The sequence below is a fragment of the Streptomyces sp. NPDC049627 genome (assembly GCF_044465645.1).
Classification (GTDB): domain Bacteria; phylum Actinomycetota; class Actinomycetes; order Streptomycetales; family Streptomycetaceae; genus Streptomyces.
Map to the genome: position 1 here is coordinate 161,218 of NZ_JBITLW010000019.1, position 23,400 is coordinate 184,617.

The following is a 23,400-nucleotide window of genomic DNA, read 5'->3' on the forward strand; positions in this document are numbered from 1 at the left end:
AGCGCTTCCATGCCTGAGCCCATGTCCTCCGTGTCCTTTCCCCCCGCCTTCCTCTGGGGCGCCGCGACATCCGCGTACCAGATCGAGGGAGCGGTGCGGGAGGGCGGCCGTACGCCGTCCATCTGGGACACCTTCAGCCATACGCCGGGCCGGACGGCCGGCGGCGAGCACGGTGACATCGCTGTCGACCACTACCACCGCTACCGCGAGGACGTGGCGCTGATGGCCGAGCTCGGCCTGACCGCGTACCGCTTCTCGGTCTCCTGGCCGCGTGTGCAGCCCACGGGCCGCGGCCCGGCGGTGCAGGTGGGCCTGGACTTCTACCGCCGTCTGGTGGACGAACTGCTGGCCCACGGCATCAAGCCCGCCGTCACCCTCTATCACTGGGACCTGCCGCAGGAGCTGGAGGACGCGGGCGGCTGGCCGGAGCGCGACACGGCGTACCGGTTCGCGGAGTACGCGCAGATCGTCGGCGAGGCGCTCGGCGACCGCGTGGAGCAGTGGATCACGCTCAACGAGCCCTGGTGCAGCGCGTTCCTCGGCTACGGCTCGGGCGTGCACGCGCCCGGCCGCACGGAGCCGGTGGCCACACTGCGGGCGGCCCACCACCTGAACCTGGCGCACGGCCTCGGCGCGTCGGCCCTGCGCTCGGTGATGCCGGCCCGCAACTCGGTGGCGCTCAGCCTCAACTCCGCGGTGGTGCGGCCGCTGTCGCAGGACCCGGCGGACCTGGCTGCGGCCCGCAAGATCGACGACCTGGCCAACGGGATCTTCCACGGCCCGATCCTGCACGGGGCGTACCCGGAGTCGCTGTTCGCGGCGACGGAGCCGGTGACGGACTGGTCGTATGTCCTGGACGGCGACCTGGCGGCGATCAACCAGCCGTTGGACGCGCTGGGCCTGAACTACTACAGCCCGTCGCTGGTCTCGGCGGCGGAGCCCGATGCCGACGGCCCGAGGGCCGACGGCCACGGGGCGAGCGAGCACAGCCCCTGGCCGGCCGCGGACGACGTCGCCTTCCACCAGACGCCGGGCGACCGCACGGAGATGGGCTGGACGGTCGACCCGACCGGCCTGCACGAGCTGATCATGCGCTACACGCGGGAGGCTCCGGGTCTGCCGCTGTACATCACCGAGAACGGCGCGGCCTACGACGACAAGCCCGACGCCGACGGCCGCGTCCACGACCCGGAACGCATCGCCTACCTGCACGGCCACCTCGCGGAGCTCCGCCGCGCGATCACCGACGGCGCCGATGTCCGCGGCTACTACCTGTGGTCCCTGTTGGACAACTTCGAGTGGGCGTACGGCTACGAGAAGCGGTTCGGGGCGGTGTACGTCGACTACTCGACGCTCGTTCGGACGCCGAAGTCGAGTGCGTACTGGTACGGGGAGGCGGCCCGGACGGGCGCGCTGCCGGCGCTGGAGCCGGGGATGTAGCGCAGGGGTCCCGGTGGGGGCGCGGCACGCTGAGGGGACGTGCCGCGCCCCGCGGTGCTCCCGGAACGAGTGGAGATCACTACGCTGATCGGGTGCTCTCATACGACGAGTTGACGCCGCCGGAGCGTGAGTTGTGGAACGCCTGTCCGGAGGGGCGCCAGGTGGACCTGCGCCCGGACGGGCCGGGGGACGACCGTCCGGCCGACGGTGCGCAGTGGGGGCCCGAACGCACCGTGCGGGCGGCAGTGATCGCGGCGCTGCTCCTGGGTGCGCACAGCGGGGAACCGGGCGCCGTCGCCTGTCTGAGACTGACCGGCGCGCGGATCACCGGGCCCCTCGATCTCGCCGGTGCGCAGATCGGTCACGCCCTCTGGCTCGCAGGGTGCTGGTTCGAGGAACGCATAGACCTCTTCGGGGCGTCCACGCAGTCGATCGCGATCGTGGGCAGTCGCATCCCCGGCCTCGAAGCCGGTTCGGCCCGCGTCGAGGGAACCTTCGACCTGCGCAGCTCTCTCGTGGAGGGCGCCACGGCCTCGCCCTACCACGGCACCGTCACCGCCCTGTCGCTGATCAACGCCCGGATATCCGGCGCCATGATCCTCAACGGGGCCCGGATCGACGCGCCCGGCGGATGGGCGGTGAGTGCCGGTGGACTGGTCATGGAGGGGGGCGTCTTCTGCCGGGGCGGCTTCGTCGCGCGAGGTGAAGTGCGGCTGCTGGGCGCGCAGTTGCCCGGTGGGCTGTTCATGGCGGGGGCTCGCCTGGAGAGTCCCGGTCCACGTGGAGTGGCGTTGGCGCTGGACAGCGCGGTGGCGTCGACGCTCGACTTCTCGCGGGAGTTCACCGCGAACGGGACCGTGCGGCTCCGGGGCAGCCGGGTCTCGGACAACCTGACCTTCGAGGGGGCCGTCCTGAACGGGCCGCCCGACGGGGACGGCCCGGCCGTGGTCGGGATGCTGATGCAGGCCGTCGACTTCGACTTCACGCTCGCCCGACCGCCGTCCGGCCCGGTGGATCTGCGGGGCGCGCAGGTGTCGTACCTCCACGAAGGCGAGCACAGCTGGCCGGACGTGGTGGAGCTGGACGGCTTCGTCTACGGCTCCATCAAAGTGGCCGACGCGGACGGGACCGGCGAGCGCCGGGAGGCGGTCGGGCCGCGGGACTCCGTCGCCCGCCGCCTCGCGTGGATACGGCGCAGCCCGGGCTACGGCCCGCAGCCGTACGAGCAGTTGGCGAGCTGGTACCGCACGGTCGGCCACGACGACGACGCCCGCCGGGTCCTCCTGGCCAAGCAGCGCCACCGCCGCCGCACCCTGCGCCCCGCCGCCCGGGCCTGGGGCCATCTGCTCGACGCGGCCGTCGGCTACGGCTACCGCCCCTGGCTGGCCGGCGTCTGGCTGCTGGCGCTGACCCTGCTGGGCACCCTCGTCTTCCGCACGCACTCCCCCACACCGGTGAAGCCGGACGAGGGCGCCCCGTTCCAGCCCTTCGTCTACACGCTCGACCTCCTGATCCCCATCGGCGGTCTGGGCCAGCGCACGTCCTGGTACTGGACGGACGACGGTGTGCAGTGGCTGGCCTATGCGCTGATCGCCCTGGGCTGGGTGCTGACGACGGCCGTCATCGCGGGCGTGACCCGCGCCCTGCAGAAGAACTGACCACGGCCGCAGTGCCGATGCGCGCCCCGGCCGGATGGGGGAAGCCGGCCGGGACGCGCTCCCCCGTTGTCCCGAGGGCGGCCTGCGTCACTTGTAGGCCGCGAACGCCTTCGAGAACGCGAACTTGTCCTGGTCGATGGAGCTGCAGGTCGCGTCGGCCGAGGGCTTCGGGCCGCCCGCGCAGGCCTTGTCCCGGGTCGCCGACCACATCGACAGCCAGCCGAGGCCCTTGGACTTGGCGAAGTTCACCAGCTGGGTGGCGTCGTCGACCTTGAAGATCTCGGACGCCACGTCGTTGACGCCGATCATCGGGGTGACGGCGACCGTCTTCCAGGCCGCGCTGTCGGAGCGGCCGAGCACGCTCTTGACCTGGGCCTGGGTGGCGGTGGCCGCCTGCTCGGCGTAGGTGCCCATGTCGCCGCTGTACGCGGGCCCGTAGTCCATCGCCATGATGTTGACGGTGTCGATCTTCACGCCGTTCTGCTTGGCGTCGGCGAGGAGGTCGACGCCCGGCTGGGTCAGGCCCTCCGGCATGACGGGGAGGGTGAAGGAGACGTCCAGGCCGGGGTGCTGCCGCTGCAGCTTGGCTATCGCCTGGGCGCGGCGGGTGTTGGCCGCCTTGTCGGGCAGTGCGCCGCCCTCGACGTCGAAGTCCACCTTGGTCAGCTTGTACGCGTCCACGGCCTTGCCGTACGCCGACGCCAGCGCGTCCGCCGACGAGCACGTCGTGGCCAGCTCGCTGCCGGACGCGCCGCCGAAGGAGACCCGGACGTCGCCGCCCTTGGCGCGCAGGTCGCCGATCTGCGCGGCCACCGCGTCACTGGCCAGGTCCGTCACGCCGCCCCACTTCGGGGTGCAGCCGCCGCCGTCGGTGACGAAGGCGAGGTTGTAGTCCTTGACGCCCGTCGCCTGCGCGCTCGCCAGGAGGTCGAAGGCCGGGTAGAGGGAGGTGTCGATGTACGGGGCGAAGCCGGCGGTGGCGCCCGTTCCGGTGCCGGGGGTCTCCGACGGCTTGGCGGTCGGGGTCGAGGTCGGGGTCGGGCTCTGGGTGGGGGGCGCGCTCTGGCTGGGGGTGGCCGTCGGCTTCGGGGTGGCGGACGCGGTGGACGTCGGCCGGCCGCTCGGCTCGGGCGTCGCGCTGTCGTCCGCGGAGCACTTCGCGTCGTCGATCAGACAGCCCGTCGGCGCGCCCGTGCCGTTGACGACGAAGCCGACCGTGACCGACTCACCGGCGGCCAGCCCGTCCTTGTCCCACTTCGGCGGCGTGACGGTGACGTGCTGTCCGCTCACGCTCGACTCGGCGTTCCACAGCGAGCTGAGCTTCGAGCCCGCCGGCAGGTCGAACTCGAGCGTCCAGTCCTTGTCCCTCTGACCGTTGTTGTTGGTGACGACGTACTGGGCGGTGTAACCCGTCGACCACTCGCTCGTCTTCGTGTACGCCGCGCCGATTCCGGCCGCCTGGGCAGTACCGGTGAACACGATCGCGCCGCCTCCGACCACGGCCGCGGCCACCAGGCCGCCGATCGCCTTGTTCCTGCCACTGACCTTGCGCCGGTGTGTCCTCATCGCGTGCCTGCCTTCGCTGTTCACCAAGGGGGTGGGGATGCGGCAGCACGCTAGCGATCCCGAATCGGGCAAAGCGCCTGATCCGGGCGGCAGTTGGGGACCTTAGGGTGCGCTTAAGGGAGAGATCGGGGACGGTTAAAGGTCGAGACCAATTTGCCGGGACGGCGCCGGCGAACCGACCCCCGATGCCCCCTGCGCACCGGTGCTCTCCCGTCCAGCTGGATCCAGATCCGCACCTCGGTCCCGCCGAGCACCGACGACCCGATCCGCACGTCCCCGCCCGTCGACTCCGCGAGCCGCCGCACGATGTCCAGCCCGAGACCGGTCGACCCGGCGCTGCCCGAACCCCGGCCGCGCGCCATCGCCGCCTCGGGGTCGGATATGCCGGGCCCCGCGTCGGAGACGAGCACGATCACCGCGTCCTCGCCGTTGTGCACGTCGACCGCGAACGCCGTGCCCTCGGGGGTGTGCCGGAAGACATTGCCGAGCAGGGCGTCCAGCGCGGCCGCCAGATCCGCCCGGGCCACGGGTATGCGCACCGGCCGGTCCACGCCGGCCACCCGCACCTTGCGTCCCTCGTCCTCGGCCAGCGCCGACCAGAACGCCATGCGTTCGCGCACCACTTCGGCCGCGTCGCACCCGGCGCCCGGACCGGCCGCCGCCGTCTGCGGCTTGGCCTCCCGGGCCGTACGGATGATGGTGTCGACCTCGCGCTCCAGCTGGGCGACGGCGGTCCGGGTCTGCTCGGCGGCCGGACCGTCCCCGAGCGAGGCCGCGTTCAGCCGCAGCACGGTCAGCGGGGTACGCAGCCGGTGGGACAGGTCGGCCGCCAACTCGCGCTCGTTCGCGAGCAGTTGGACGACCTGGTCGGCCATCGAGTTGAATGCCACAGCCGCCAGCCGCAGTTCGTTCGGCCCCTCCTCGGGCACCCGGGCGCCCAGCTTGCCCTCCCCCAGCTCGTGCGCGCCCTCGACCAGGCGCTGCGCGGGCCGCACCATCCGCACCCCCAGCCGGTCGGCGACCGCCACCGACCCGACGATCAGCGCGACGCCGACCCCGGCGAGCACCGCCCAGGCCGTGGCGAGGCCGTTGGTGACCGCGGCGTCGGGGACGAACACCTCGACGACGGCGATCTCGCCGGAACTCAGCGCGACCGGCTGAAGCAGCGTGGATCCGCCGGGCACCTCGGTGGTCGAGGCCCGGCCCAGCCGCCGTACGGTCGCGATGTCACCGTCGGCGGCGCGCCGCCGGCCCAGGTCGACGGCCGCTGTGCCGCCGGACGCCGGTATGTGGACGGCCATGCCCGCGTCCGACCCGGCCGAGGCGACGACCCGCTCCAGCTGGTCCCGGTCGGTGGTGATGGACAGCGCGGGGGCGACGGCCGCGGCCTCCCGCTCGGCGTTGGAGAAGGCGCGGTCGCGGGCCATCTCCCGGATGACGAGTCCGAGCGGCACGGCGAAGGCGACCACGACCATGGTGGTGACCGCCAGACTGACCTTGACCAGTGCCCACCTCATTGCGGCGGCTCCCCCACGGGTGGTTCCAGCTTCACGCCGACGCCCCGAAGGGTGTGCAGATAGCGCGGGTTGGCGGCGGTCTCGCCCAGTTTGCGGCGCAGCCAGGACAGATGGACGTCGATGGTCTGGTCGTCGCCGTACGACTGCTGCCACACCTCGGCGAGCAGTTCCTTGCGCGGCACGACGACACCGGGCCGCCCGGCGAGGAAGGCGAGCAGGTCGAACTCGCGGCGGGTGAGGTCCAGGCGGACACCGTCCAGCTCGGCCTGGCGGCGCAGCGGGTCGACGGTCAGACCCCCGACGCGGAACACGCTGGACGGGGCGGCCTCCGCGCTGCCCGACCGGGCGCGGCGCAGGACGGCGGACATCCTGGCCGACAGGTGCTCGACCGAGAACGGCTTGGTCAGGTAGTCGTCCGCCCCGGCGTTCAGCAGCCGGACGATCTCCGCCTCGTCGTCCCGTGCCGTGGCGATGATCACAGGCACGTCGGTGATGCCGCGCAGCATCTTCAGGGCCTCGGAGCCGTCCAGATCGGGCAGACCGAGGTCCAGGATCACCACGTCGAAGCGGAAATGGGCGACCTCGCGCAGCGCCTCCAGCGCCGTACCGACACTGCGCACCGTGTGGGCGGCGTCGGTCAGGTGCCGGATGAGCGCCGAGCGTACGAACTGGTCGTCCTCGACCACAAGCACACTTGCCATGCGCCGCACCGTACGCCATGCGAGCGAGCCCGGTCCGGACCTGTGGACAACTCACCGCCTGTGGACAACTCCGTGCCCCGTGAGCAACTTCACCCCTGTGGACAACCACGCGACAACCGCGCGACACGTCCGGGACGCGTGAGGCAGTATGGCCCGCGATGCGCAGAGGACTCGTACACGTACTCGCTTGGTCGCTCGCCACGGGCGCGGCGGTCACGCTGTCGTGGTGGGGTGTCCACACGGTGATGGCGGGCACGGTGTACGACCGGCCGCGCGCCCTGCCCATCACCGCGGCCGACGCGACCACGCAGGGGTCGAAGCCGCTGGCGTCGTCGACGAACCGGCCGACCCCGTCGAAGAGCCCCTCGCCCCCCTCACCGAAGCCGACCGGGCAGCCCCGTACGCCGGCCCCCTCGAAGTCGCCGGCGAACAGCCCCAGCTCCTCCCCTGCCACGTCCGGCCAGGTCAAGAGCTACGACACCGACGGCGGCCGCGTGGTCTTCGACATCGGCGAGAGCTCCGCGGCCCTGGTCTCGGCCTCCCCGGGCGCGGGCTGGTCGATGCAGGTGTGGAAGACGGAAAGCTGGATCCGGGTGGAGTTCGGCTCGGGCGCGGACCGGGTGTCGGTGTTCTGCACCTGGCACGACGGGCCGCCGCGGGTGGAGATCGGGAACTACTGACCCGGCCGGCGCGCCCTCAGCGGAACACGGACGCGGGCGGGGCCGGGGAGGCCACCGCCGCGAGATCGGTCACGGGGACGGCTCCGCCGGTGAAGTCGGTGAGCGCCTTGCCGTGCTCGACGCGGGCCGGATGGGGGTCGGAGGCGGCACGGCGGGTCAGTTCGGCGAGCGGGAGCGGGTGGTCTGAGGCGACGAGGACGGCGTTGCCGAAGCGTTTGCCGCGCAGTACCGCCGGGTCGGCGACGAGGGCGAGTTCCGCGAAGCGGTCGGCGACGGTGGCGATCTGGCCGCGCAGATGCGCGAGCGGCGGTCCGTCGGCGAGGTTGGCCGCGTAGACGCCGCCGGGCCTCAGGCTTCTGCGGACGTCGTCGAGGAACTCCGTAGAGGTCAGGTGGGCGGGCGTACGGGCCCCGCTGAACACGTCGGCGATGACGAGGTCGGCCCACGCGTCGGGCACCTTGGCGAGTCCGTCGCGGGCGTCCGCCGACCGCACCCGGATCCGGGCGTTCGGATCCAATGGCAGCTCCCGCCTGACCAGTTGGACGAGGGTGGCGTCCCGCTCGACGACCTGCTGGGTGGAGCGGGGGCGGGTGGCGGCGACGTACCGGGCGAGCGTGAACGCGCCACCGCCGAGGTGGACGGCGTGGACGGGCTTGCCGGGCGGGGCGACGAGGTCGATGACGTGGCCCAGGCGCCGCTGGTACTCGAAGGACAGGTACGCCGGGTCGTCCAGATCGACGTGCGACTGCGGAGCCCCGTCGATGAGGAGCGTCCAGGCCCTGGCCCGCTCCCGGTCGGGTATCAGCTCGGCGAGCCCACCGTCGACGCGCTCGACGACGGCTTCCGCTGCGGCCGGCCGGCGCCGGGCGTTCCTGGACCTTCCCATTGGGTCATTGTCGCAAGCGGGGGACGGTGCCGCCCGGGCAACCGGGTCAGCGGCAGTTGTCCGCGGCCTCGATCAACCGTGCCGCCTCCCCCAGCGCCGCCCGCAGCGCCGCGGGGTCCGTCGCCAGGTCCGCCTCGCCGGGCGGCAGCAGCCAGTCCGAGCCCTCGACCGGCGGCCCGGGGTCCGGGTCCAGGTCCAGACTCAGCCCCCGGCCGTCGGTCTCCGTACAGGTGCTGCCCGGCACGTCCCAGGCGGCCGCCGTGCCCGGCGGGACCACGAAGCCCAGCGTGTCGCCGCCGTCGTCGTGCAGAACGGGCCCCACCGCGTCCCCGGCCCCGCGCCGCAGGATGTCGACCGCCTCCAGCCCCTGCCGCGCGGGCACCGTCACCACGTCACAGCCCGCACCCGGCGGTTCGCTGCACTCTGCGGTCGGCGCATGCCCCGCCGCTGTCGACGGCGCATGAGGAGCAATGCTCTGGCTGGTCTCCATCTCGACCTCCACCACGGAACCCCTTTTGCAGTCCGAAGAGTTCAACGCGGCGCGGAGTCAACGGCTACGGCGGAAGTCCGCCGCAAAGGATGGCAGTTCATGGCAGATCCCGTATGAGATATCCGGTTTGTAGCCAAACCCTGCGTTGCGGGTCCGCTACAGCAGGTACGTTCTTGCCCGCCGGAGACAAGGGCAGAGCCGGATCTTTCGGCCCAACTCGTTCTCCCTCCGGCATGGTTCGACGGTTCGCACGAGAGGACCCGGCCATGGCGTCGTCAGAGCTGACCTCGTCCCCGCCCCCCAGGCCGCCGCGGCCGAATCTCGCGTTCCGGCAGTTGCGCGGACAGCGCTCGCCGGCCGAGTTCGCCGCTGCGGTACGCCGGGCCGCCCGCGAGATCGGCGAGCGGGTCAGCTGTGACGCGCGGTACGTCGGCCGGGTCGAGGCCGGCGAGATCCGCTGCCCCAACTACGCGTACGAACGGGTGTTCCTGCACATGTTCCCCGGCCGCACGCTCACCGACCTCGGCTTCGCGCCCCGCTCGTCCGTACGCGGACGCCGGGCGCGCACCGACGAGGACACGCCCCTGACGCACACCACGATCCCGGCGCACACCTCAAGTGAGACGCGGGGGACCCGGGAACCGTATGACCCACTGAACCCTCAGGACCCGTACGACCCGAGCGACTCGAACGACCCGTTCGGCACACAGCAGAACCACCAGAATCACGAGATCCACGAGGAGAGCGACGTGCTGCGTCGCGCATTCATGACCGGCGGGGGCGCCACGGTGGCCGCCGCCTCACTGAGCCCCCTGGGGCTCGCCTTCGACGCCGCGGCCGCGGAGCGTCCCGTCCGACGTGTCGGGGGCCGCGAGGCGGACGCGCTCGAGGAAGCCGTACGCCGTATCCGGCTGCTCGACGACCGGCACGGCGCCGACGGCCTCTACCGGCGCGCGGCCACGCCGCTGCGCGCCGCATACGCGCTGCTCGACGCCGGTACGACCCGGCAGGCGGTCGGTGACCGGCTGCACTCGGGCGCGGGGGAACTGGCCATCTCGGTGGGGTGGCTGGCACACGACTCGGGGCGGTTCGACGACGCGCGCTCGCACTACGCCGAGGCGCTGGCGACGGCCCGGATGGCCGGGGACGCGGCCCTGGAGGCGCACGCCTTCTGCAACACGTCCTTCCTCGCGCGGGACGCGGGCCGGCCCCGCGAGGCGGTGCGGGCGGCGCAGGCCGCGCAACGCGCCGCGCGCCCGCTCGGTTCCTCCCGCCTGATGTCCCTGCTCGCGCTGCGCGAGGCGGGCGGCTGGGCGGGCCTCGCCGACCGCACCGGCTGTGAACAGGCCCTCGTCCGCGCACAGGCCCTCTTCGCGCGCGGCCACTCGGACGCCGACCCCGAGTGGATGAGCTTCTACGGAGAGGCCGAGCTGGAGGCGCTGGAGGCGCAGTGCTGGTCGACGCTGGGCAACTGGCAGCGGGCGGCGCGGCACGCCGGGCGGGCGGCCCAGCTGCAGGATCCGCACTTCACGCGGAACATCGCGCTGTACACGGCGGAGCTGGCGGACGACCTGGCGCGGGGCGGGCGTCCCGACGAGGCCGCCGCTGCGGGGATGCGGGTGCTGGATCTGCTGGACCAGGTGCAGTCGTCGCGGGTGCAGACGATGCTGGCGGGGACGGCGCGGGTGCTGCTGCCGCACCGGCGGGCCAGTGGGGTGTCGGCGTTCTTGGAGCGGCATGCTTCGGTGCCGCGGGCTGTGTGAACGGCGTCGAGGCTACGGCGTGAGCAAGTTGCCCGGCGTTGGGGCTCGGCGGGGGCGGGTCGCGCAACCCGGCGCTGGCGGGGTGCCGCCTGCGCCCACCCTCCCCCACTCTCGGCTTCGCTCGAGCGGGGGGACCCCCATCGCCCCAGCGGCACGACTGCCCGCAGGCGGCGCCGATGCGCGCTAGCCGGCCAGGTGCCCCAGGTCGTTCCAGCTCTCGATCGCCGGCTCGCCGTAAGCCCACCCCAGTACCGACAGCGACGTCGGGTTCAGGCGGATGCGGGCCGCGAAGTCGAGCGGCAGGCCCAGCCAGCGGGCGCCTATGGACCGGAGTATGTGCCCGTGCGCGAACACCAGCACATCCCGGTCCTCCTCGCGCGCCCACGCCACCACCTCGTCGGCCCGGGCCGTCACCTCGGACAGGCTCTCGCCCTCGGGCACGCCGTCGTGCCAGATGAGCCAGCCGGGCCGCACGGCCTGGATGTCCGCCGGCGTCATGCCCTCGTACGCGCCGTAGTCCCACTCCATGAGCGTGTCCCAGGCACGCGCGCGGTCCCCGAAGCCGGCGAGTTCGCACGTCTCACGCGCGCGGGAGAGCGGGCTGGTGCGCACCTCGACACCGGCCAGCCCGTCGTACGGCGCCCGGTTCAAACGCTCGCCCAGCAGCTTCGCGCCCCGGCGGCCCTCCTCCAGGAGCGGCACATCGGTCCTGCCCGTGTGCTTGCCGGACAGCGACCATTCCGTCTGTCCGTGCCGGGCCAGCAGGATGCGCGGAGCCATGAAGGGGCCTTCCAGGAGAAATGAGAGGCGGAGCCCCTCCATCATCGCGCACGCTGTGCGGGGGCAACCCCGGGGGCGATCTCTGCGTCTTGTAGAGCCGGGGCGCCCGAAGGAGGCGCGCGCGTACACCGTAAAGTGGCACGACCGGTCAACCGGGCGCCGTGACGAGAAGGGGGAGGCGATCGGATGCCGCACGCCGACATAGCTGGCGTGGAGGCGACGCCCCGGACCCGCCTGCGCTGGTGGACCGAGCTGCCGCTGATACTCCTGGTCTACGCCTGCTACTCGGCGGGCCGACTCCTCGCCCGGGGCGATGTCAGCCACGCCGTCGACCACGGTCTGGCGATCCTGGACATCGAAAAGGCCCTGCACCTCAACGCGGAGCACCCTCTCAACCGTCTCTTCACCCGTGAGCCCTGGCTCGGCGTCCCGGCCGACTTCTGGTACGCGTCGCTGCACTACGTGGTCACGCCCGCGCTCCTGGTCTGGCTCTTCAGATCGCGCACCGTCCACTACCGCGCGGCCCGCACCTGGCTGATGACCTCGACCTTCATCGGCCTGATCGGCTTCACCCTGCTGCCCACCTGCCCGCCCCGGCTGCTGGACGCGAGCCACGGCTTCGTGGACACGATGGCCCACTACAGCTCGTACGGCTGGTGGGGCGGCGAGGCGAGCGCGCCCCGGGGCCTCGGCGGCATGACGAACCAGTACGCGGCCATGCCGAGCCTGCACGTCGGCTGGGCGCTGTGGTGCGGGGTGATGCTGTGGCGGTACGGCGGGACGCGCCTGGCGAAGGCGGCGGCCGTCGCCTACCCCCTGATCACCACCATCGTGGTGATGGGCACCGCCAACCACTACTTCCTCGACGCGGCCGCGGGCGCCGCCGTGATGGGCGTCGGGCTGCTGCTGGCGCCGGTCGTCATGCGGACCGCGGACCGCGCTCGGTCCCGGTTCGGGGCGCGGACCGTGCCGGTCGCGACGGCCGGAACGGCCTCCCGCGGCACCCTCGCGACGGCCTCCGACAGCACCGTCCCGGCCGAAGCCGCCGAGCCCGTCCCGGTGGGCTCTGCCGACGCACCTTCCTCAATTGTCAGTGGCGGATGCCAGACTTCCGCGGGTGAGCGAATTCCACGGCAGCGCGAGTCCCGGTTCGGATCCGGAGCCGAGCCGAGTGCCTCTCCCCAGGACGCGGGGGACGGCGCTCCGGCACCGGCTCGCTGAGCTGCGCGGTCCCGACGTACCGGCCAAGGCGCTGGACGCGCGCGCCCTGGCCGCCCTCGCCGCCAACCCCGGCTGCAAGCGGCGCGCGATCCTGGACGGCGCCGGGGTGAACAAGGCGGCACTGGCGAGCGCGCTGGGCTCGCCGTCGGTGTTCGGGCAGTCGCAGTTCGCCTTCACCCGCGGCAACGCCTTCGAGGCGAAGGTCAAGGCGGACGGCGGCGCCGAGCTGCTGCGGCTGGTGCACGAGAAACTGGACCGCAGAGCCGAACCGCCCGCCCACGCGCGCGTGCCCGACCTCGCCGCGATCGGCCCCGAGGGACGCACGGCCCGTACGGCACTGGCGCTGCGCGAGGCCACCGAGGCCGGCGGCGAATGGACGCTGCTCGACCACCCGATGCTGGCGCTGGACGTCGCCGGATCACCCGCCTTCCTGGAGCCGGACGCGGTCGTCGTGCACCCCGACGGCAGCTGGACGGTCGTGGAGATCAAGTCCTTCCCCATGCTGGACGGCTCGGCGGACCCGGCGAAGGTGGGCGCGGCGGCGCGTCAGGCGGCGGTGTACGTGCTGGCGCTGGAGCAGATCGCCGCCCGCCTCGGCGACGACGCCCCCACCCCGCGCGTGCGCCACCGGATCCTCCTCGTCTGCCCCAAGGACTTCTCCAACCTCCCCACCGCCTCGGCCGTCGACGTCCGCAAGCAGCGCGCGGTGACCGCCCGCCAGCTGGCCCGTCTCACCCGCATCGAGGACATCGCCGACACGCTGCCCGCCGGCACCTGCTTCTCCCCCGACCTGCCCGCCGCCGACCTCACGGCCGCAGTCGAGTCCGTCCCGGCGACGTACGCGCCCGAGTGCCTGTCCGCCTGCGAGCTGGCCTTCCACTGCCGCGCCCGCTCCCGCGCGTCCGGCGCCGTGACATCGCTGGGCCGTTCGGTGCGGGCCGAGCTGGGGGGCCTGACGACGGTCGAGAACGTCCTGTCGGCGGCCCGCGGCGAATCCGGCGACCCGGACGACCCGGCGGTGGCGGCCCTGCGCCGGGCGGCACGGCTGCGTGCCGAGGCCCTCGGCCGGGAGGCGGTGGCCCCGTGTCGCTGATCTCCACCCTCGCCCGCATGGAGGCCGTCAGCACCGGCCGCGCCCAGCCCGCCGCCACCGTCCGCCACCGCCACCTGTCCGACCGCCCCCTGGTCTTCGTGCCGCTCACCACCGCCGGTGAGGCCGGTGCCCCGCTGGGCGCGCTGGTCGGCACCGACCGGGACGCCCCGCACCTGCTGGTCGTACCGCAACCGCGCGACCGCGACCTCAGGTTCGCGTTCCTGTCCGAGCTGGCGGATGTCGTCCTGCCGTACATCGACACGTACGCCGAGGTCGTCGAGGCGGCCGAGCGCAACGAGACCGATCCGGAGACCGGCAAGCGGGTCAAGGTCGAGGTCGAGCTGTGCGCGGACGCCCCGCAGCTGATCGTCCCGAGCCGCGCGGGCGTCGACTTCGTACGGCTCCTGGGCCGCTCCATGCGCTTCAGGCGTACGGCGGAACAGGACCCGGAGGCCCCCTACCCCGCGCCCCCGCGCGTGCCGCTGCTCGGCCGCTGGCTGACCCACTTCGGCGAGCGGGCCCGCGTGCCCGGCTCCTCGCTGCTGCTCGCCATGACGGACGTCCTGACCCGGCACTGGGCGACCGGCCAGTCCACCCTGGAGGACCAGCACCTGGGCGCGCTGCTCGCGTGGATCGACCCCCCGGAGGGCGAGACCGGCGCCGAGGCGGCACTGCGGGCGGAGCTCGCACGGGACCGGGACGGCCAGTTGCTGTGCCCGCCCGCCGGTCCCGCCACCGACCCGGCGTTCGACAACAAGCTGCTCGCCCCCGCGATCGAGCGCTACGACCGCGCGCGTACGGCCCTCGCCGCCGCCGAGGACGGTCTGGAGGCCGACGACCGGCTCGGCGACCTCACCGCCGCCGAGCGGGAGATCCGCGCCCTCGTCGAGAGCCGGACCCGGCCCACCTGGGACGCGGTGTGGCGCGGCCTCGACCTGCTGCGGGAGCTGCCCGAGGCCGGGCGGGTCGAGGAGCGGTGGACCCGCGACCGCTGGTCGTTCACCGGCCACCGCGACCGCGTCCTCGCCGGTGAGCCCCCGCAGCCGCGCCGCGACGACGCCGTCACCGCGGCCAACAAGCTCGCCGCGCGCGAGCGCGAACAGGCCCGCCTGGAGGCGCAGGAGGCGCTCGACGACCCGCTGGTGATGGCGGGGCGGCGCCTGGCCGGGGAGGCCTTCGCGGGCGAGGTCACCGAAGTCGTGATGGCGTACAGCGAGGGCAAGCGGCCGAGCCCGCGCCCGCTGGTCACCGTCCGCACGGACGACCGGCCGCATCTGGGCGAACGGGCCAAGGTGTACCGGTCGCTGGGCGGGAAGCCGCAGTCGGCGGAGTTCGTCGGCCGCGAGGAGGCCCCCGACGACGGGAGCACGCTGCTCGTGCTGCGGGTGCTCGACAAGATGGGCCGCGGCAAGGAGCCGGAGGAGGGGTCGGTGCCCGAGAAGGGCGACCTGGTCTTCTTCACGCTCTTCGAGCACGAGCAGCGGGGCGGCGCGAAACTGCCCGATCCGGAGGAGACGCCGTGGACGCACGGCGGGCCGCCCGGGGAGCAGGTGTCCGAGGCCGCCGATCCCCTGACCGAGGAGGACGTCCTGTGACCGCCGTGTTCGACCCGGGTGCGGCGGCGGCCGAGGCCACCGACGCGATCCTCGCCGACACCCTGCACGGCACCGCGCGCGGTGTGGTCGTCGACTCCCCGCCCGGCGCCGGCAAGTCCACGCTCGTCGTCCGCGCGGCCCTGGAACTGGCGGACGCCGGACACCCGTTGATGGTCGTCGCGCAGACCAACTCCCAGGTCGACGACCTGGTGCTCAGACTCGCCGAGAAGAACCCCGAGCTGCCGGTGGGCCGCCTCCACAGCAGCGACAGCGACCCGTACGACAAGGCGCTCGACGACCTGCCGAACGTACGCAAGTCGGCAAAGGCGGCCGACCTGACGGGCCTCCCGGTGATCATCTCCACGGCGGCCAAGTGGGCGCACGTCAAGGTCGACGAGCCGTGGCGGCACGCGATCGTGGACGAGGCGTACCAGATGCGTTCGGACTCGCTCCTCGCGGTGGCCGGGCTGTTCGAGCGGGCGCTGTTCGTGGGCGACCCGGGTCAGCTGGACCCGTTCGCGATCGTGGGCAGCGAGCAGTGGGCGGGGCTGTCGTACGACCCCTCGGCGTCAGCCGTGACGACTCTTCTGGCCCACAACCCGGACCTGCCCCAGCACCGCCTGCCGGTGTCCTGGCGCCTCCCGGCGTCCGCCGCACCCCTGGTCTCCGACGCCTTCTACCCGTACACCCGGTTCCGCAGCGGCACGGACCACGGCGACCGTCACCTGTCCTTCGCGGTCCCGTCCGACGGTTCGGGCCCCGACCGGGTGATCGACGAGGCGGCGGAGTCGGGCTGGGGACTGCTGGAGCTGCCCGCCCGGCACACCCCGCGCACGGACCCCGAGGCGGTACGGGCGGTGGCGACGGTCGTACGGCGCCTGCTGGACCGGGGCGGCGCGGCGACGTCGGAGCGCTCACCGGACCCCGCGCCCCTCACCGCCGACCGGATCGCGGTCGGCACGGCCCACCGCGACCAGGCGGCGGCGGTCCGGGCGGCCCTGGCCGAGCTGGGCGTGACAGACGTCACCGTCGACACCGCGAACCGGCTCCAGGGCCGCGAGTACGACGTGACCGTGGTCCTGCACCCCCTCTCCGGCCGCCCCGACGCCACCGCCTTCCACCTGGAGACGGGCCGCCTGTGCGTCCTCGCCTCCCGCCACCGGCACGCGTGCATCGTGGTGTGCCGGGCCGGGGTGAGCGAGCTGCTGGACGACTATCCGTCGACGGAGCCGGTGCAGCTGGGGACGGTGGTGAAGTTCCCTGATGGTTGGGAGGCGAACCATGCCGTGCTGGCCCGGCTCGCCGAGCATCGGGTGGGGTGGCGGCCGTGAACGGGCGGTGGCCCGGTTGCCGCAAGGCCGCTGGCTCGATGGACCTGCGTCATATGCCTACTTGCGCGGGCGCGGGACAATGGACGGTGGACCGGTCCGCAGGGGGCGCCGGTGACCTATGAGATCGGTGACCTACGAGATCGGTGACGTGCACCGGTGCGGTACATCGGTGACGTACGAGGAGGAGAAAGCATGGCGGAGCCCACGCCGCGTCCGAACGAACCGCGGCTACGCCCCGCGCCCCTGCTCTTCGAGCCCGCGCAGGTGGCCGCCGACCCGGAGCACTTCTTCGACCTGGAGTCGATAGACGATCCCCGTGCGCTGCTGGCCCGGGCGACCGAGCTGACGCAGGCGTTCCGGGCGGCGACCGACCGTGCGGTGGAGTTCCAGGCCATCGCGGCGGCTCAGCTGGCGGACCCCCGGCGGTTCGACCGGCTGACGCCCGCCGCCATCGCCGAGCAGGCCGAGTGGACCGAGGACTACGCCAAGAAGATGGTGGAGTTCGGCAGGGATCTGATGCGGGGGGTCGAGGGGCCGGGGCACGTCGACCCGGTGTGACCGAGCGGGTACCTCCAGGGCATATGCCAGGCGGGCAAGATACGCCCTGCCACCGCACGCTGTCCCGGTTTCCGGGAACTCTGGGGAGCCGAGCCCTCACGGTCGGTAGATGTATCCGCCATGAGCAGCCCACACGACGCCCCGTTCTCTCCCGCCTCCCTCACTGCCGAAGGTGCCGCCTGGCTCGCCTCCGCAGAACCGTATCCGCGCAGTGCCCGGGCGCTCTGGGACGAGCGGCCGGCGGCCCCCGTCGTCCTGGCCTGCGGTTCCGCCTTCGACGTCGTGAGCGCGCCCGCGATCTTCGGGCGCCGGATGGTCGACCAGCTGTGGGAGGAGGGGCCCGGCTCGGGACCGGTGGCGGTGTACCGGGGCCGGATGCTGCTGTTCGCCGCGCCCGGCACGGCCCAGCGGCTGCCATCACTGCTGCGGTGGGAGGAGTTCGGCCGCGTGGGCGACGTCCCGCCCCTCCTCTTTCACGGCACGGGAGACGCGGTGACCGTCCCGGGGCGGTCGGACACCGCGGCCCCCTCCGCCTCCCGCTGGCTGGTCGCCCCGGACACCCGTCATCCCTGGTTACCGGGCCCCGAGGTCCTGCTCTGGGCGGCCGTGCGGGCGGCTCGTGCGGCCGTTCGGATTTCGATTTTTCCCCACGGCGAGCAGGATGCTAAGGTCTACGACGTCAGCAGGCGCCGCTAGCTCAGTTGGTTAGAGCAGCTGACTCTTAATCAGCGGGTCCGGGGTTCGAGTCCCTGGCGGCGCACAGACAGTGAAGGCCCCTCGCAACTGCGGGGGGCCTTCGCTTACGGGTTGGGATCCGCAGAGGCGGCTGGGGGTCCGGGGGTTATCCCCCGGGAAATGCAGCATCAGCGGGTCCGGGGTTCGAGTCCCTGGCGGCGCACGACAGTGAAAGCCCCTCGCAACTGCGGGGGGCCTTTCGCATGGACCTGGCGCACTGCGATCACCACCGCGGACAGCCACCGCCCCACACACGGCCCGCACCCCCGGCGCCCCGCCATACCACCAGGCCTACCGCCCCCACCACCAGGCGTACCGCCCCCTCCCGGCGCACCGCCCGCCCGCCGCGCGACCCCCCACCCGGCGCGGGCGCTACCTCGCCGTCGTGATCTTCACCGTCCACGCCCCCGATGCCGTACGCCCCTCCACCTCCACCCGTACGCCCTCCCCCGGCACCGTGAAACTCTCCCCGAGCCCGACCGGCGCGTCCGCGAGCGGCGGATAGACGGACTGCTCCCAGCAGGCCTGGGTGCGCGGGTGGGCGTCGATCACCTCGACCGGGCCGCCCCCGGACTCGGTCCGGCTGCGCACCCGGTACACCAGGACGCCCGGTCGGCAGGCCTGCACGTCGTTGCCCACGGGGCCGCGCACCTCGAAGGCCAGGGCGCTCTCGGGACCGGTGCGGAGTACGGCGAGCTTGATGCCGTTGCCCAGCCCGAACCCCGGCACCGCCGCGACCGAACGGGACCCGCCCCACCCACCGGGCCCGCCGAAGCCGCCAGGCCCGCCGAAGCCGCCGGATCCGCCGGATCCGCCGAGGGCCCCGTCGGCCCCGAATGCACCAGCCACCCCGGCGGCACCGGCCGCCGCCCCGGCCGCCCCTGGCCGCACCGGCACGCCCGGCCCCACCGCCAGCGGCTCCAGCGTCAGCCGCTCACCCCCGGCCCGCACCCCGCGCACGCACATCACCTGCCGCGGCTCCAGCCACCCCAGCTTCCACTTGTGCCAGCCGAAGAGGTCCGGCGCCATCCCGAACTGGCTGCCCATCAGGTCCCAGTCGCCGACATAGGTGTCCCAGTCGCCCTTGCCGTCCACCGGGCGGTGGTACAGGTCCGGCAGGTCGAAGACGTGCCCGGTCTCGTGGGCGAGGACCAGCCGGTCCGGCGGATGGTTCTCGAACACGGTGACGACGCGCCGGATGTCCGTGCCGTCGGCCCGCAACGGGGTGTCCAGGTTGACGACCTTCGTGGCGTCGGAGTCGACGCCGGGCGCGTCGGGATCGGCGACGAAGTAGACGACGTCGTAGCGGGAGAAGTCCACCTCCCGGTCCGCCACGGCCAGCGCGTCGCGCAGATAGGCGGCCCGGTGGGACATGTTCCAGTCGCGCTGTATGGCGTACGCCGTCGACGGGCGCGGCATCCGGAGCCAGTGCCGCAGCGGATGCGGGCGCAGGGTGAACTTGCCGTAGGAGGCGCGTTCGAAGAAGTGGGTGGTGAGCGGGAAGTGGTCGGCCGTCAGTTCGGCGGGGGTCGTCCCGGGGACCGAGTCCGGGAAGGACAGGAACACCACGACCGCGTCCAGCCCCCGGGTGGGGCGCGGATAGGCGGCGTTCCAGGTGTCGAGACCCTCGGAGTGATGGGCCTCGGTGCGTTCGAGGGCGCAGGGTTCGGTGTCGAACGGTTCGGCGACCGAGGGGGCCGCGATCAGGGAGGTCGCGGCGACCGCGGACATCGTGGTGAACACCGCGGCGATACTGCGCAGTCGGGGCCATTCCCACAGCCGACCCATGCCGGGAAGCAGGGGGAACTGACGCGGCACGTGGACCTCCGGGAGCGGTTCGCGGGACACCGCACCCAGCCTGGGTCATATTGTCGTACTACGCCCTGTTTGCGTGCACCGGACGGGTGACAGGCCCGAGGAATCGCCAGAACCGACATCCCCGAATCGCTCACGGAACGTCACAACTGGTCGAGGGCCCGAAGAAGCCGTCCAGGTGCGGGCAGAAACGATCTGTCAGAAGGTCGGGTCACGTGGGAACACTGAACAGTAGGTGGAAGGCCCCCGAACCAGCCTCTATGATCGGCACACTTTCCAGACACTTTCCTGCACGGACACGGCCCGGCGGCCGACCGCCCCCCGGCCGGCCATTCCGATGAGACCCATCCGAAGAACGAGTGCACTGCGGGAGCGAGCGGTGAGCGGAACGTCCGAAGGGCCGGCGCCCGCGGCAGACCTCATCCGGCCGGCCGTCACAGAGAGTAACGTACAGCCATCCCCCAGTACCGGAGCGCCGCCCTACTCCTCCGCCTTCTCCGCCGCGCCCCTGGCGATGGCCGTGGTCGACCGCGAGGGACTGGTCACCGGCGCCAACGCCGCCCTCGCCGACCTGCTCGGCACGGCACCGGGGGAGTTGGCCGGGGCGGTCGCCGCCGATCTGGTGGACCTCGCCTCCGACGCCCGCACCTGGCACGCGTATCTGGAGGTGCTGCGCGGCCGCCAGGCCCGACTGCGCTGCACGCGCCGCCTCAAACACCCGGACGGGCACTCCCTTTGGGCCCAGGTGACGGTCGCGCCGCTGGCCGACGAGGAGCCGGGCGGCGATGGGGGCGGCGTCCTGCTGTCCGTCGCCGACATCAGCGCTCACCGCGAACTCCAGGCGCGGCTGCGGCACTTGCAGATGCACGACCCGGTGACCCGGCTGCCCAACCGCACCCTGTTCTTCGAGCGCCTTTCGGCGGCGCTGGAGGCGGAGTCGTACGAGGAGAGCGGCACCACCGGCCGAATCGGCCTGTGTTACCTGGACCTTGACGGATTCAAGGCGATCAACGACACCCTCGGCCACCGCGTCGGCGACAAGCTGCTGGCCGCCGTGGCCGAACGGCTCACCCGCTGCGCCGAGGAGGCGGGCTACGCCCGGTCGAGCCCGCCCCTGGTGGCCCGGCTCGGCGGCGACGAGTTCGCCCTGCTCGTCGAGGACTCGACCGGCACCGAGCAACTGGCCGACCTCGCCGAGTCGGTGCTCGAATCCCTGCGGGCGCCCTTCGACCTCTCCGGCCGGCGCCTGTCGGTGTCGGCGTCGATCGGCGTCGTGGAACGCCAGGCGAGCGGCACCACCCCCACCGCCCTGATGGCGGCCGCCGACACGACGCTGTACTGGGCGAAGGCCGACGGCAAGGACCGCTGGACGCTCTTCGACCCCGAACGCAACGCCCACCGCATGACCCGCCAGGCGCTCGCGTCCACCCTCCGCCCCGCCATCGACCGCGGCGAATTCGCTCTCGAATACCAGCCGTTGGTGAGCATGGAGGACGGGCGACTGCGCGGTGTCGAGGCGCTCATCCGCTGGAATCATCCTCAGTTCGGCGTACTGGCGCCGAATCGGTTCATCGGACTGGCCGAGGAGGACGGCTCGATCGTGCCGCTCGGCCGCTGGATCCTGGCGACCGCCTGTCGTCAGGCGCGCGCGTGGCAGGTGGCGCATCCCGACGAGCCGCCGATCTTCGTGAGCGTGAACGTGGCGGTGCGTCAGGTCTGGGACTCCGACCTGGTGGCGGACGTGGCCCGCGTCCTCGGCGAGACGGAACTCGCCCCGCACCTGCTGCAGCTGGAGCTCACGGAATCGGCGGTGATGGGCTCGGCGGGAAGACCGCTCCAGGTCCTCCAGGCGCTCAGCGACATGGGCGTACGCATCGCGATCGACGACTTCGGCACGGGCTACTCCAACCTCGCCTACCTCAGCCGCCTGCCCGTCTCGGTCCTGAAGCTGGACGGCTCCTTCGTACGGGGCTTCCAGTACGAGAGCGACAACAACGCGGCCGTCCCGCCGAACCCGGCCGACGAGGTCGTCGTCGAGGCGATGATCCAACTCGCCCACCGGCTGGGCCTGACGGTCACCGCCGAGTGCGTGGAGACGCTGGCGCAGGCGTCCCGGCTGCGCAGCATCGGCTGCGACACCGGTCAGGGGTGGCTGTACTCGCGGCCGGTGCCGCCGGATCGTATCTCCGAGTTGCTGGGGGTGCGGGTGTGAGGGCTGTGAGGGTGTGAGTGCGTGAGACCCTTCAGGCCGGCTTGGGCAACCCGTAGGCGTCCGCGATGAGTTCGTACGAACGCAGGCGTATGTCCAGGCCCGGGGCGTTGCTCGTGATCATCAACTCGTCGGCGCCGGTGCGCTTCTGGAGGTCGTCGAGGCCCGCGCGGACCTCGTCGGGAGTGCCGTGGACGACGTTGGCGTTCCAGGAGTCGGCGAACTCGCGCTCCAGCGGGGTGAATTCGTAGGCCTCGGCCTCCTCGGGAGTCGGGATCAGCCCGGGCCGGCCGGTGCGCAGGCGGATCATGCTGAGCGCGGCGGCCCTGACCTGGCGGCGGGCCTCCTTCTCCTCGTCGGTGGCGAGGGCGGAGACGCCGATGAGGGCGTACGGCCGGTCCAGGACCGCGGACGGCTGGAAGGACTCCCGGTACAGGTCCAGGGCCGGGACGGTGTTCCGCGCCGAGAAGTGGTGCGCGAAGGCGAAGGGCAGGCCGAGGACGGCGGCGAGGCGGGCGCTGAAGCCGGAGGAGCCGAGCAGCCAGATCGGCGGGCGGTGCGGGGACTGGACGCCGCCGGGGGAGGTCGCCTGGACCGGGCCGGGGACGGCGTGGATGCGGCGGTAGGGGTGGCCGTCCGGGAAGTCGTCGTCGAGGAAGCGGGTGAGCTCGGCGAGCTGCTCGGGGAAGTCGTCGGCGCCTTCGCTCAGGTGGTCGGTGCGGCGGAGGGCGGCCGCGGTGGCGCCGTCCGTGCCGGGGGCGCGGCCGAGGCCGAGGTCGATACGGCCGGGGGCCATCGCCTCCAGGGTGCCGAACTGCTCCGCGATGACCAGCGGGGCGTGGTTGGGGAGCATCACGCCGCCGGAGCCGAGGCGGATGCGGGTGGTGTGGGCGGCGAGGTGGGCGAGGATCACGGCGGGGGACGAGGAGGCCACGCCCGGCATGGAGTGGTGCTCGGCGACCCAGTAGCGGTGGAAGCCGCGGGACTCTGCGAGGCGGGCGAGGTCGACGCTGGTGCGGAGGGCGTCGGTGGCGGTGTGGCCTGCGCTGACCGTGGCCAGGTCCAGTACGGAGAGGGGGACGGGGGCGGTGCCGTGGGTGGTGCCCCGGATCTCGTCGGCCTGGGTTTCGTCTGCGGCCACGGGTGCCTCCTGGTGTGTCGCCGTGCGCTGTCCTGCCCGGCGGTAACAGGAGGGAGGCTCCGCTTTATTCCCCCGCATTTTCCCCAACGATGTTTCTCGCCCCCGCCGCCCCTACCCGTCCCGTCCCTGGGGGCTGCCGCCCCCAGACCCCCGCTTCGGCCCTGAAGGGGCCTCGTCCTCAAACGCCGGACGGGCTGAAAAATCCAGCCCCTCCGGCGTTT

The 23,400-nt window shown here is 72.9% G+C and carries 19 protein-coding genes and 1 tRNA gene; 12 read left to right on the forward strand and 8 right to left on the reverse strand.

All coding sequences use genetic code 11. From position 1 onward, the window contains the following. The first annotated feature begins 9 nt into the window (after positions 1 to 9). Positions 10 to 1,440 (forward strand): GH1 family beta-glucosidase, encoded by a 1,431-nt coding sequence (locus ACIBU0_RS39995; RefSeq protein ID WP_398828668.1) that lies wholly within the window; start codon positions 10 to 12, stop codon positions 1,438 to 1,440. Between the two features lie 92 nt (positions 1,441 to 1,532). Then, on the forward strand, positions 1,533 to 3,098 hold the full coding sequence (locus tag ACIBU0_RS40000) for an oxidoreductase (protein ID WP_398828670.1): 1,566 nt from the start codon (positions 1,533 to 1,535) through the stop codon (positions 3,096 to 3,098). 87 nt (positions 3,099 to 3,185) lie between these two features. Here the strand turns inward: ACIBU0_RS40000 and ACIBU0_RS40005 are convergent, their stop codons facing one another. The 3 genes from ACIBU0_RS40005 to ACIBU0_RS40015 form a co-directional block, all read right to left on the reverse strand. Next, complete coding sequence (locus tag ACIBU0_RS40005; protein WP_398828671.1) at positions 3,186 to 4,664, reverse strand: cellulose binding domain-containing protein; 1,479 nt, start codon at positions 4,662 to 4,664, stop codon at positions 3,186 to 3,188. Between the two features lie 113 nt (positions 4,665 to 4,777). After that, on the reverse strand, positions 4,778 to 6,181 hold the full coding sequence (locus ACIBU0_RS40010; RefSeq protein WP_398828673.1) for an ATP-binding protein: 1,404 nt from the start codon (positions 6,179 to 6,181) through the stop codon (positions 4,778 to 4,780). Beyond that, positions 6,178 to 6,882: a response regulator transcription factor gene (locus tag ACIBU0_RS40015; protein WP_398828675.1), complete on the reverse strand. Its 705-nt coding sequence runs from the start codon at positions 6,880 to 6,882 to the stop codon at positions 6,178 to 6,180. Before ACIBU0_RS40015 ends, ACIBU0_RS40010 begins: the two co-directional genes overlap by 4 nt. Positions 6,883 to 7,040: 158 nt before the next feature. On the opposite strand from ACIBU0_RS40015, the gene ACIBU0_RS40020 reads away from it, so the two are divergent. Then, positions 7,041 to 7,562, forward strand: coding sequence for a hypothetical protein (locus ACIBU0_RS40020; protein WP_398828677.1), 522 nt, complete (start codon positions 7,041 to 7,043; stop codon positions 7,560 to 7,562). A gap of 16 nt (positions 7,563 to 7,578) precedes the next feature. Here the strand turns inward: ACIBU0_RS40020 and ACIBU0_RS40025 are convergent, their stop codons facing one another. Both ACIBU0_RS40025 and ACIBU0_RS40030 read right to left on the reverse strand, forming a co-directional pair. Then, on the reverse strand, positions 7,579 to 8,448 hold the full coding sequence (locus tag ACIBU0_RS40025) for a spermidine synthase (RefSeq protein ID WP_398828679.1): 870 nt from the start codon (positions 8,446 to 8,448) through the stop codon (positions 7,579 to 7,581). 46 nt (positions 8,449 to 8,494) lie between these two features. Beyond that, the gene (locus ACIBU0_RS40030) at positions 8,495 to 8,938 is read right to left on the reverse strand and encodes a hypothetical protein (RefSeq protein ID WP_398828681.1); all 444 of its coding nucleotides are present in this window, start codon (positions 8,936 to 8,938) and stop codon (positions 8,495 to 8,497) included. A 266-nt stretch (positions 8,939 to 9,204) separates the two neighbouring features. Between ACIBU0_RS40030 and ACIBU0_RS40035 the strand changes: the two genes are divergently transcribed. Beyond that, positions 9,205 to 10,701: a hypothetical protein gene (locus ACIBU0_RS40035; RefSeq protein ID WP_398828683.1), complete on the forward strand. Its 1,497-nt coding sequence runs from the start codon at positions 9,205 to 9,207 to the stop codon at positions 10,699 to 10,701. Positions 10,702 to 10,884: 183 nt separating this feature from the next. Here the strand turns inward: ACIBU0_RS40035 and ACIBU0_RS40040 are convergent, their stop codons facing one another. Then, the gene (locus tag ACIBU0_RS40040; RefSeq protein WP_398828686.1) at positions 10,885 to 11,481 is read right to left on the reverse strand and encodes a histidine phosphatase family protein; all 597 of its coding nucleotides are present in this window, start codon (positions 11,479 to 11,481) and stop codon (positions 10,885 to 10,887) included. A 186-nt stretch (positions 11,482 to 11,667) separates the two neighbouring features. Here ACIBU0_RS40040 and ACIBU0_RS40045 point away from each other — a divergent pair, with 186 nt between their 5' ends. From ACIBU0_RS40045 to ACIBU0_RS40075, 7 genes are all read left to right on the forward strand, one after another. Continuing rightward, positions 11,668 to 12,702 (forward strand): phosphatase PAP2 family protein, encoded by a 1,035-nt coding sequence (locus ACIBU0_RS40045; RefSeq protein ID WP_398828688.1) that lies wholly within the window; start codon positions 11,668 to 11,670, stop codon positions 12,700 to 12,702. Continuing rightward, positions 12,653 to 13,795 carry a hypothetical protein gene (locus ACIBU0_RS40050; RefSeq protein WP_398828690.1) on the forward strand — a complete coding sequence of 381 codons (1,143 nt, stop codon included), beginning with the start codon at positions 12,653 to 12,655 and terminating at the stop codon, positions 13,793 to 13,795. Before ACIBU0_RS40045 ends, ACIBU0_RS40050 begins: the two co-directional genes overlap by 50 nt. Beyond that, positions 13,786 to 15,390 (forward strand): hypothetical protein, encoded by a 1,605-nt coding sequence (locus ACIBU0_RS40055; RefSeq protein WP_398828692.1) that lies wholly within the window; start codon positions 13,786 to 13,788, stop codon positions 15,388 to 15,390. The genes ACIBU0_RS40050 and ACIBU0_RS40055 overlap by 10 nt, the downstream gene beginning before the upstream one ends. After that, entirely contained in the window at positions 15,387 to 16,721 is a 1,335-nt protein-coding gene (locus ACIBU0_RS40060) for an AAA domain-containing protein (protein ID WP_398828695.1), read from the forward strand. The genes ACIBU0_RS40055 and ACIBU0_RS40060 overlap by 4 nt, the downstream gene beginning before the upstream one ends. A gap of 192 nt (positions 16,722 to 16,913) precedes the next feature. Continuing rightward, entirely contained in the window at positions 16,914 to 17,279 is a 366-nt protein-coding gene (locus ACIBU0_RS40065; protein ID WP_398828697.1) for a hypothetical protein, read from the forward strand. A gap of 120 nt (positions 17,280 to 17,399) precedes the next feature. Continuing rightward, a complete protein-coding gene (locus tag ACIBU0_RS40070; RefSeq protein ID WP_398828700.1) occupies positions 17,400 to 17,975 on the forward strand; it encodes a bifunctional DNA primase/polymerase in 576 nt (191 codons plus the stop codon). Continuing rightward, positions 17,966 to 18,039 (forward strand) — tRNA-Lys (locus tag ACIBU0_RS40075). Before ACIBU0_RS40070 ends, ACIBU0_RS40075 begins: the two co-directional genes overlap by 10 nt. A 347-nt stretch (positions 18,040 to 18,386) precedes the next feature. On the opposite strand, the gene ACIBU0_RS40080 is transcribed toward ACIBU0_RS40075, so the two are convergent. Beyond that, entirely contained in the window at positions 18,387 to 19,862 is a 1,476-nt protein-coding gene (locus ACIBU0_RS40080; protein WP_398828702.1) for a M6 family metalloprotease domain-containing protein, read from the reverse strand. Positions 19,863 to 20,208: 346 nt separating this feature from the next. Between ACIBU0_RS40080 and ACIBU0_RS40085 the strand changes: the two genes are divergently transcribed. Then, entirely contained in the window at positions 20,209 to 22,041 is a 1,833-nt protein-coding gene (locus tag ACIBU0_RS40085) for a putative bifunctional diguanylate cyclase/phosphodiesterase (RefSeq protein ID WP_398828703.1), read from the forward strand. A 31-nt stretch (positions 22,042 to 22,072) separates the two neighbouring features. On the opposite strand, the gene ACIBU0_RS40090 is transcribed toward ACIBU0_RS40085, so the two are convergent. Further along, complete coding sequence (locus ACIBU0_RS40090; protein WP_398828705.1) at positions 22,073 to 23,179, reverse strand: LLM class flavin-dependent oxidoreductase; 1,107 nt, start codon at positions 23,177 to 23,179, stop codon at positions 22,073 to 22,075. Positions 23,180 to 23,400: the final 221 nt, after the last annotated feature.

Coding starts and splice junctions, on each gene's coding strand:
- ACIBU0_RS40010 (WP_398828673.1), bottom strand. CDS start 6,181: ATGAGGTGGGCACTGGTCAAGGTCAGTCTGGCGGTCACCACCATGGTC.
- ACIBU0_RS40045 (WP_398828688.1), top strand. CDS start 11,668: ATGCCGCACGCCGACATAGCTGGCGTGGAGGCGACGCCCCGGACCCGC.
- ACIBU0_RS39995 (WP_398828668.1), top strand. CDS start 10: ATGCCTGAGCCCATGTCCTCCGTGTCCTTTCCCCCCGCCTTCCTCTGG.
- ACIBU0_RS40025 (WP_398828679.1), bottom strand. CDS start 8,448: ATGGGAAGGTCCAGGAACGCCCGGCGCCGGCCGGCCGCAGCGGAAGCC.
- ACIBU0_RS40065 (WP_398828697.1), top strand. CDS start 16,914: ATGGCGGAGCCCACGCCGCGTCCGAACGAACCGCGGCTACGCCCCGCG.
- ACIBU0_RS40030 (WP_398828681.1), bottom strand. CDS start 8,938: ATGGAGACCAGCCAGAGCATTGCTCCTCATGCGCCGTCGACAGCGGCG.
- ACIBU0_RS40005 (WP_398828671.1), bottom strand. CDS start 4,664: ATGAGGACACACCGGCGCAAGGTCAGTGGCAGGAACAAGGCGATCGGC.
- ACIBU0_RS40070 (WP_398828700.1), top strand. CDS start 17,400: ATGAGCAGCCCACACGACGCCCCGTTCTCTCCCGCCTCCCTCACTGCC.
- ACIBU0_RS40020 (WP_398828677.1), top strand. CDS start 7,041: ATGCGCAGAGGACTCGTACACGTACTCGCTTGGTCGCTCGCCACGGGC.
- ACIBU0_RS40015 (WP_398828675.1), bottom strand. CDS start 6,882: ATGGCAAGTGTGCTTGTGGTCGAGGACGACCAGTTCGTACGCTCGGCG.
- ACIBU0_RS40035 (WP_398828683.1), top strand. CDS start 9,205: ATGGCGTCGTCAGAGCTGACCTCGTCCCCGCCCCCCAGGCCGCCGCGG.
- ACIBU0_RS40040 (WP_398828686.1), bottom strand. CDS start 11,481: ATGGCTCCGCGCATCCTGCTGGCCCGGCACGGACAGACGGAATGGTCG.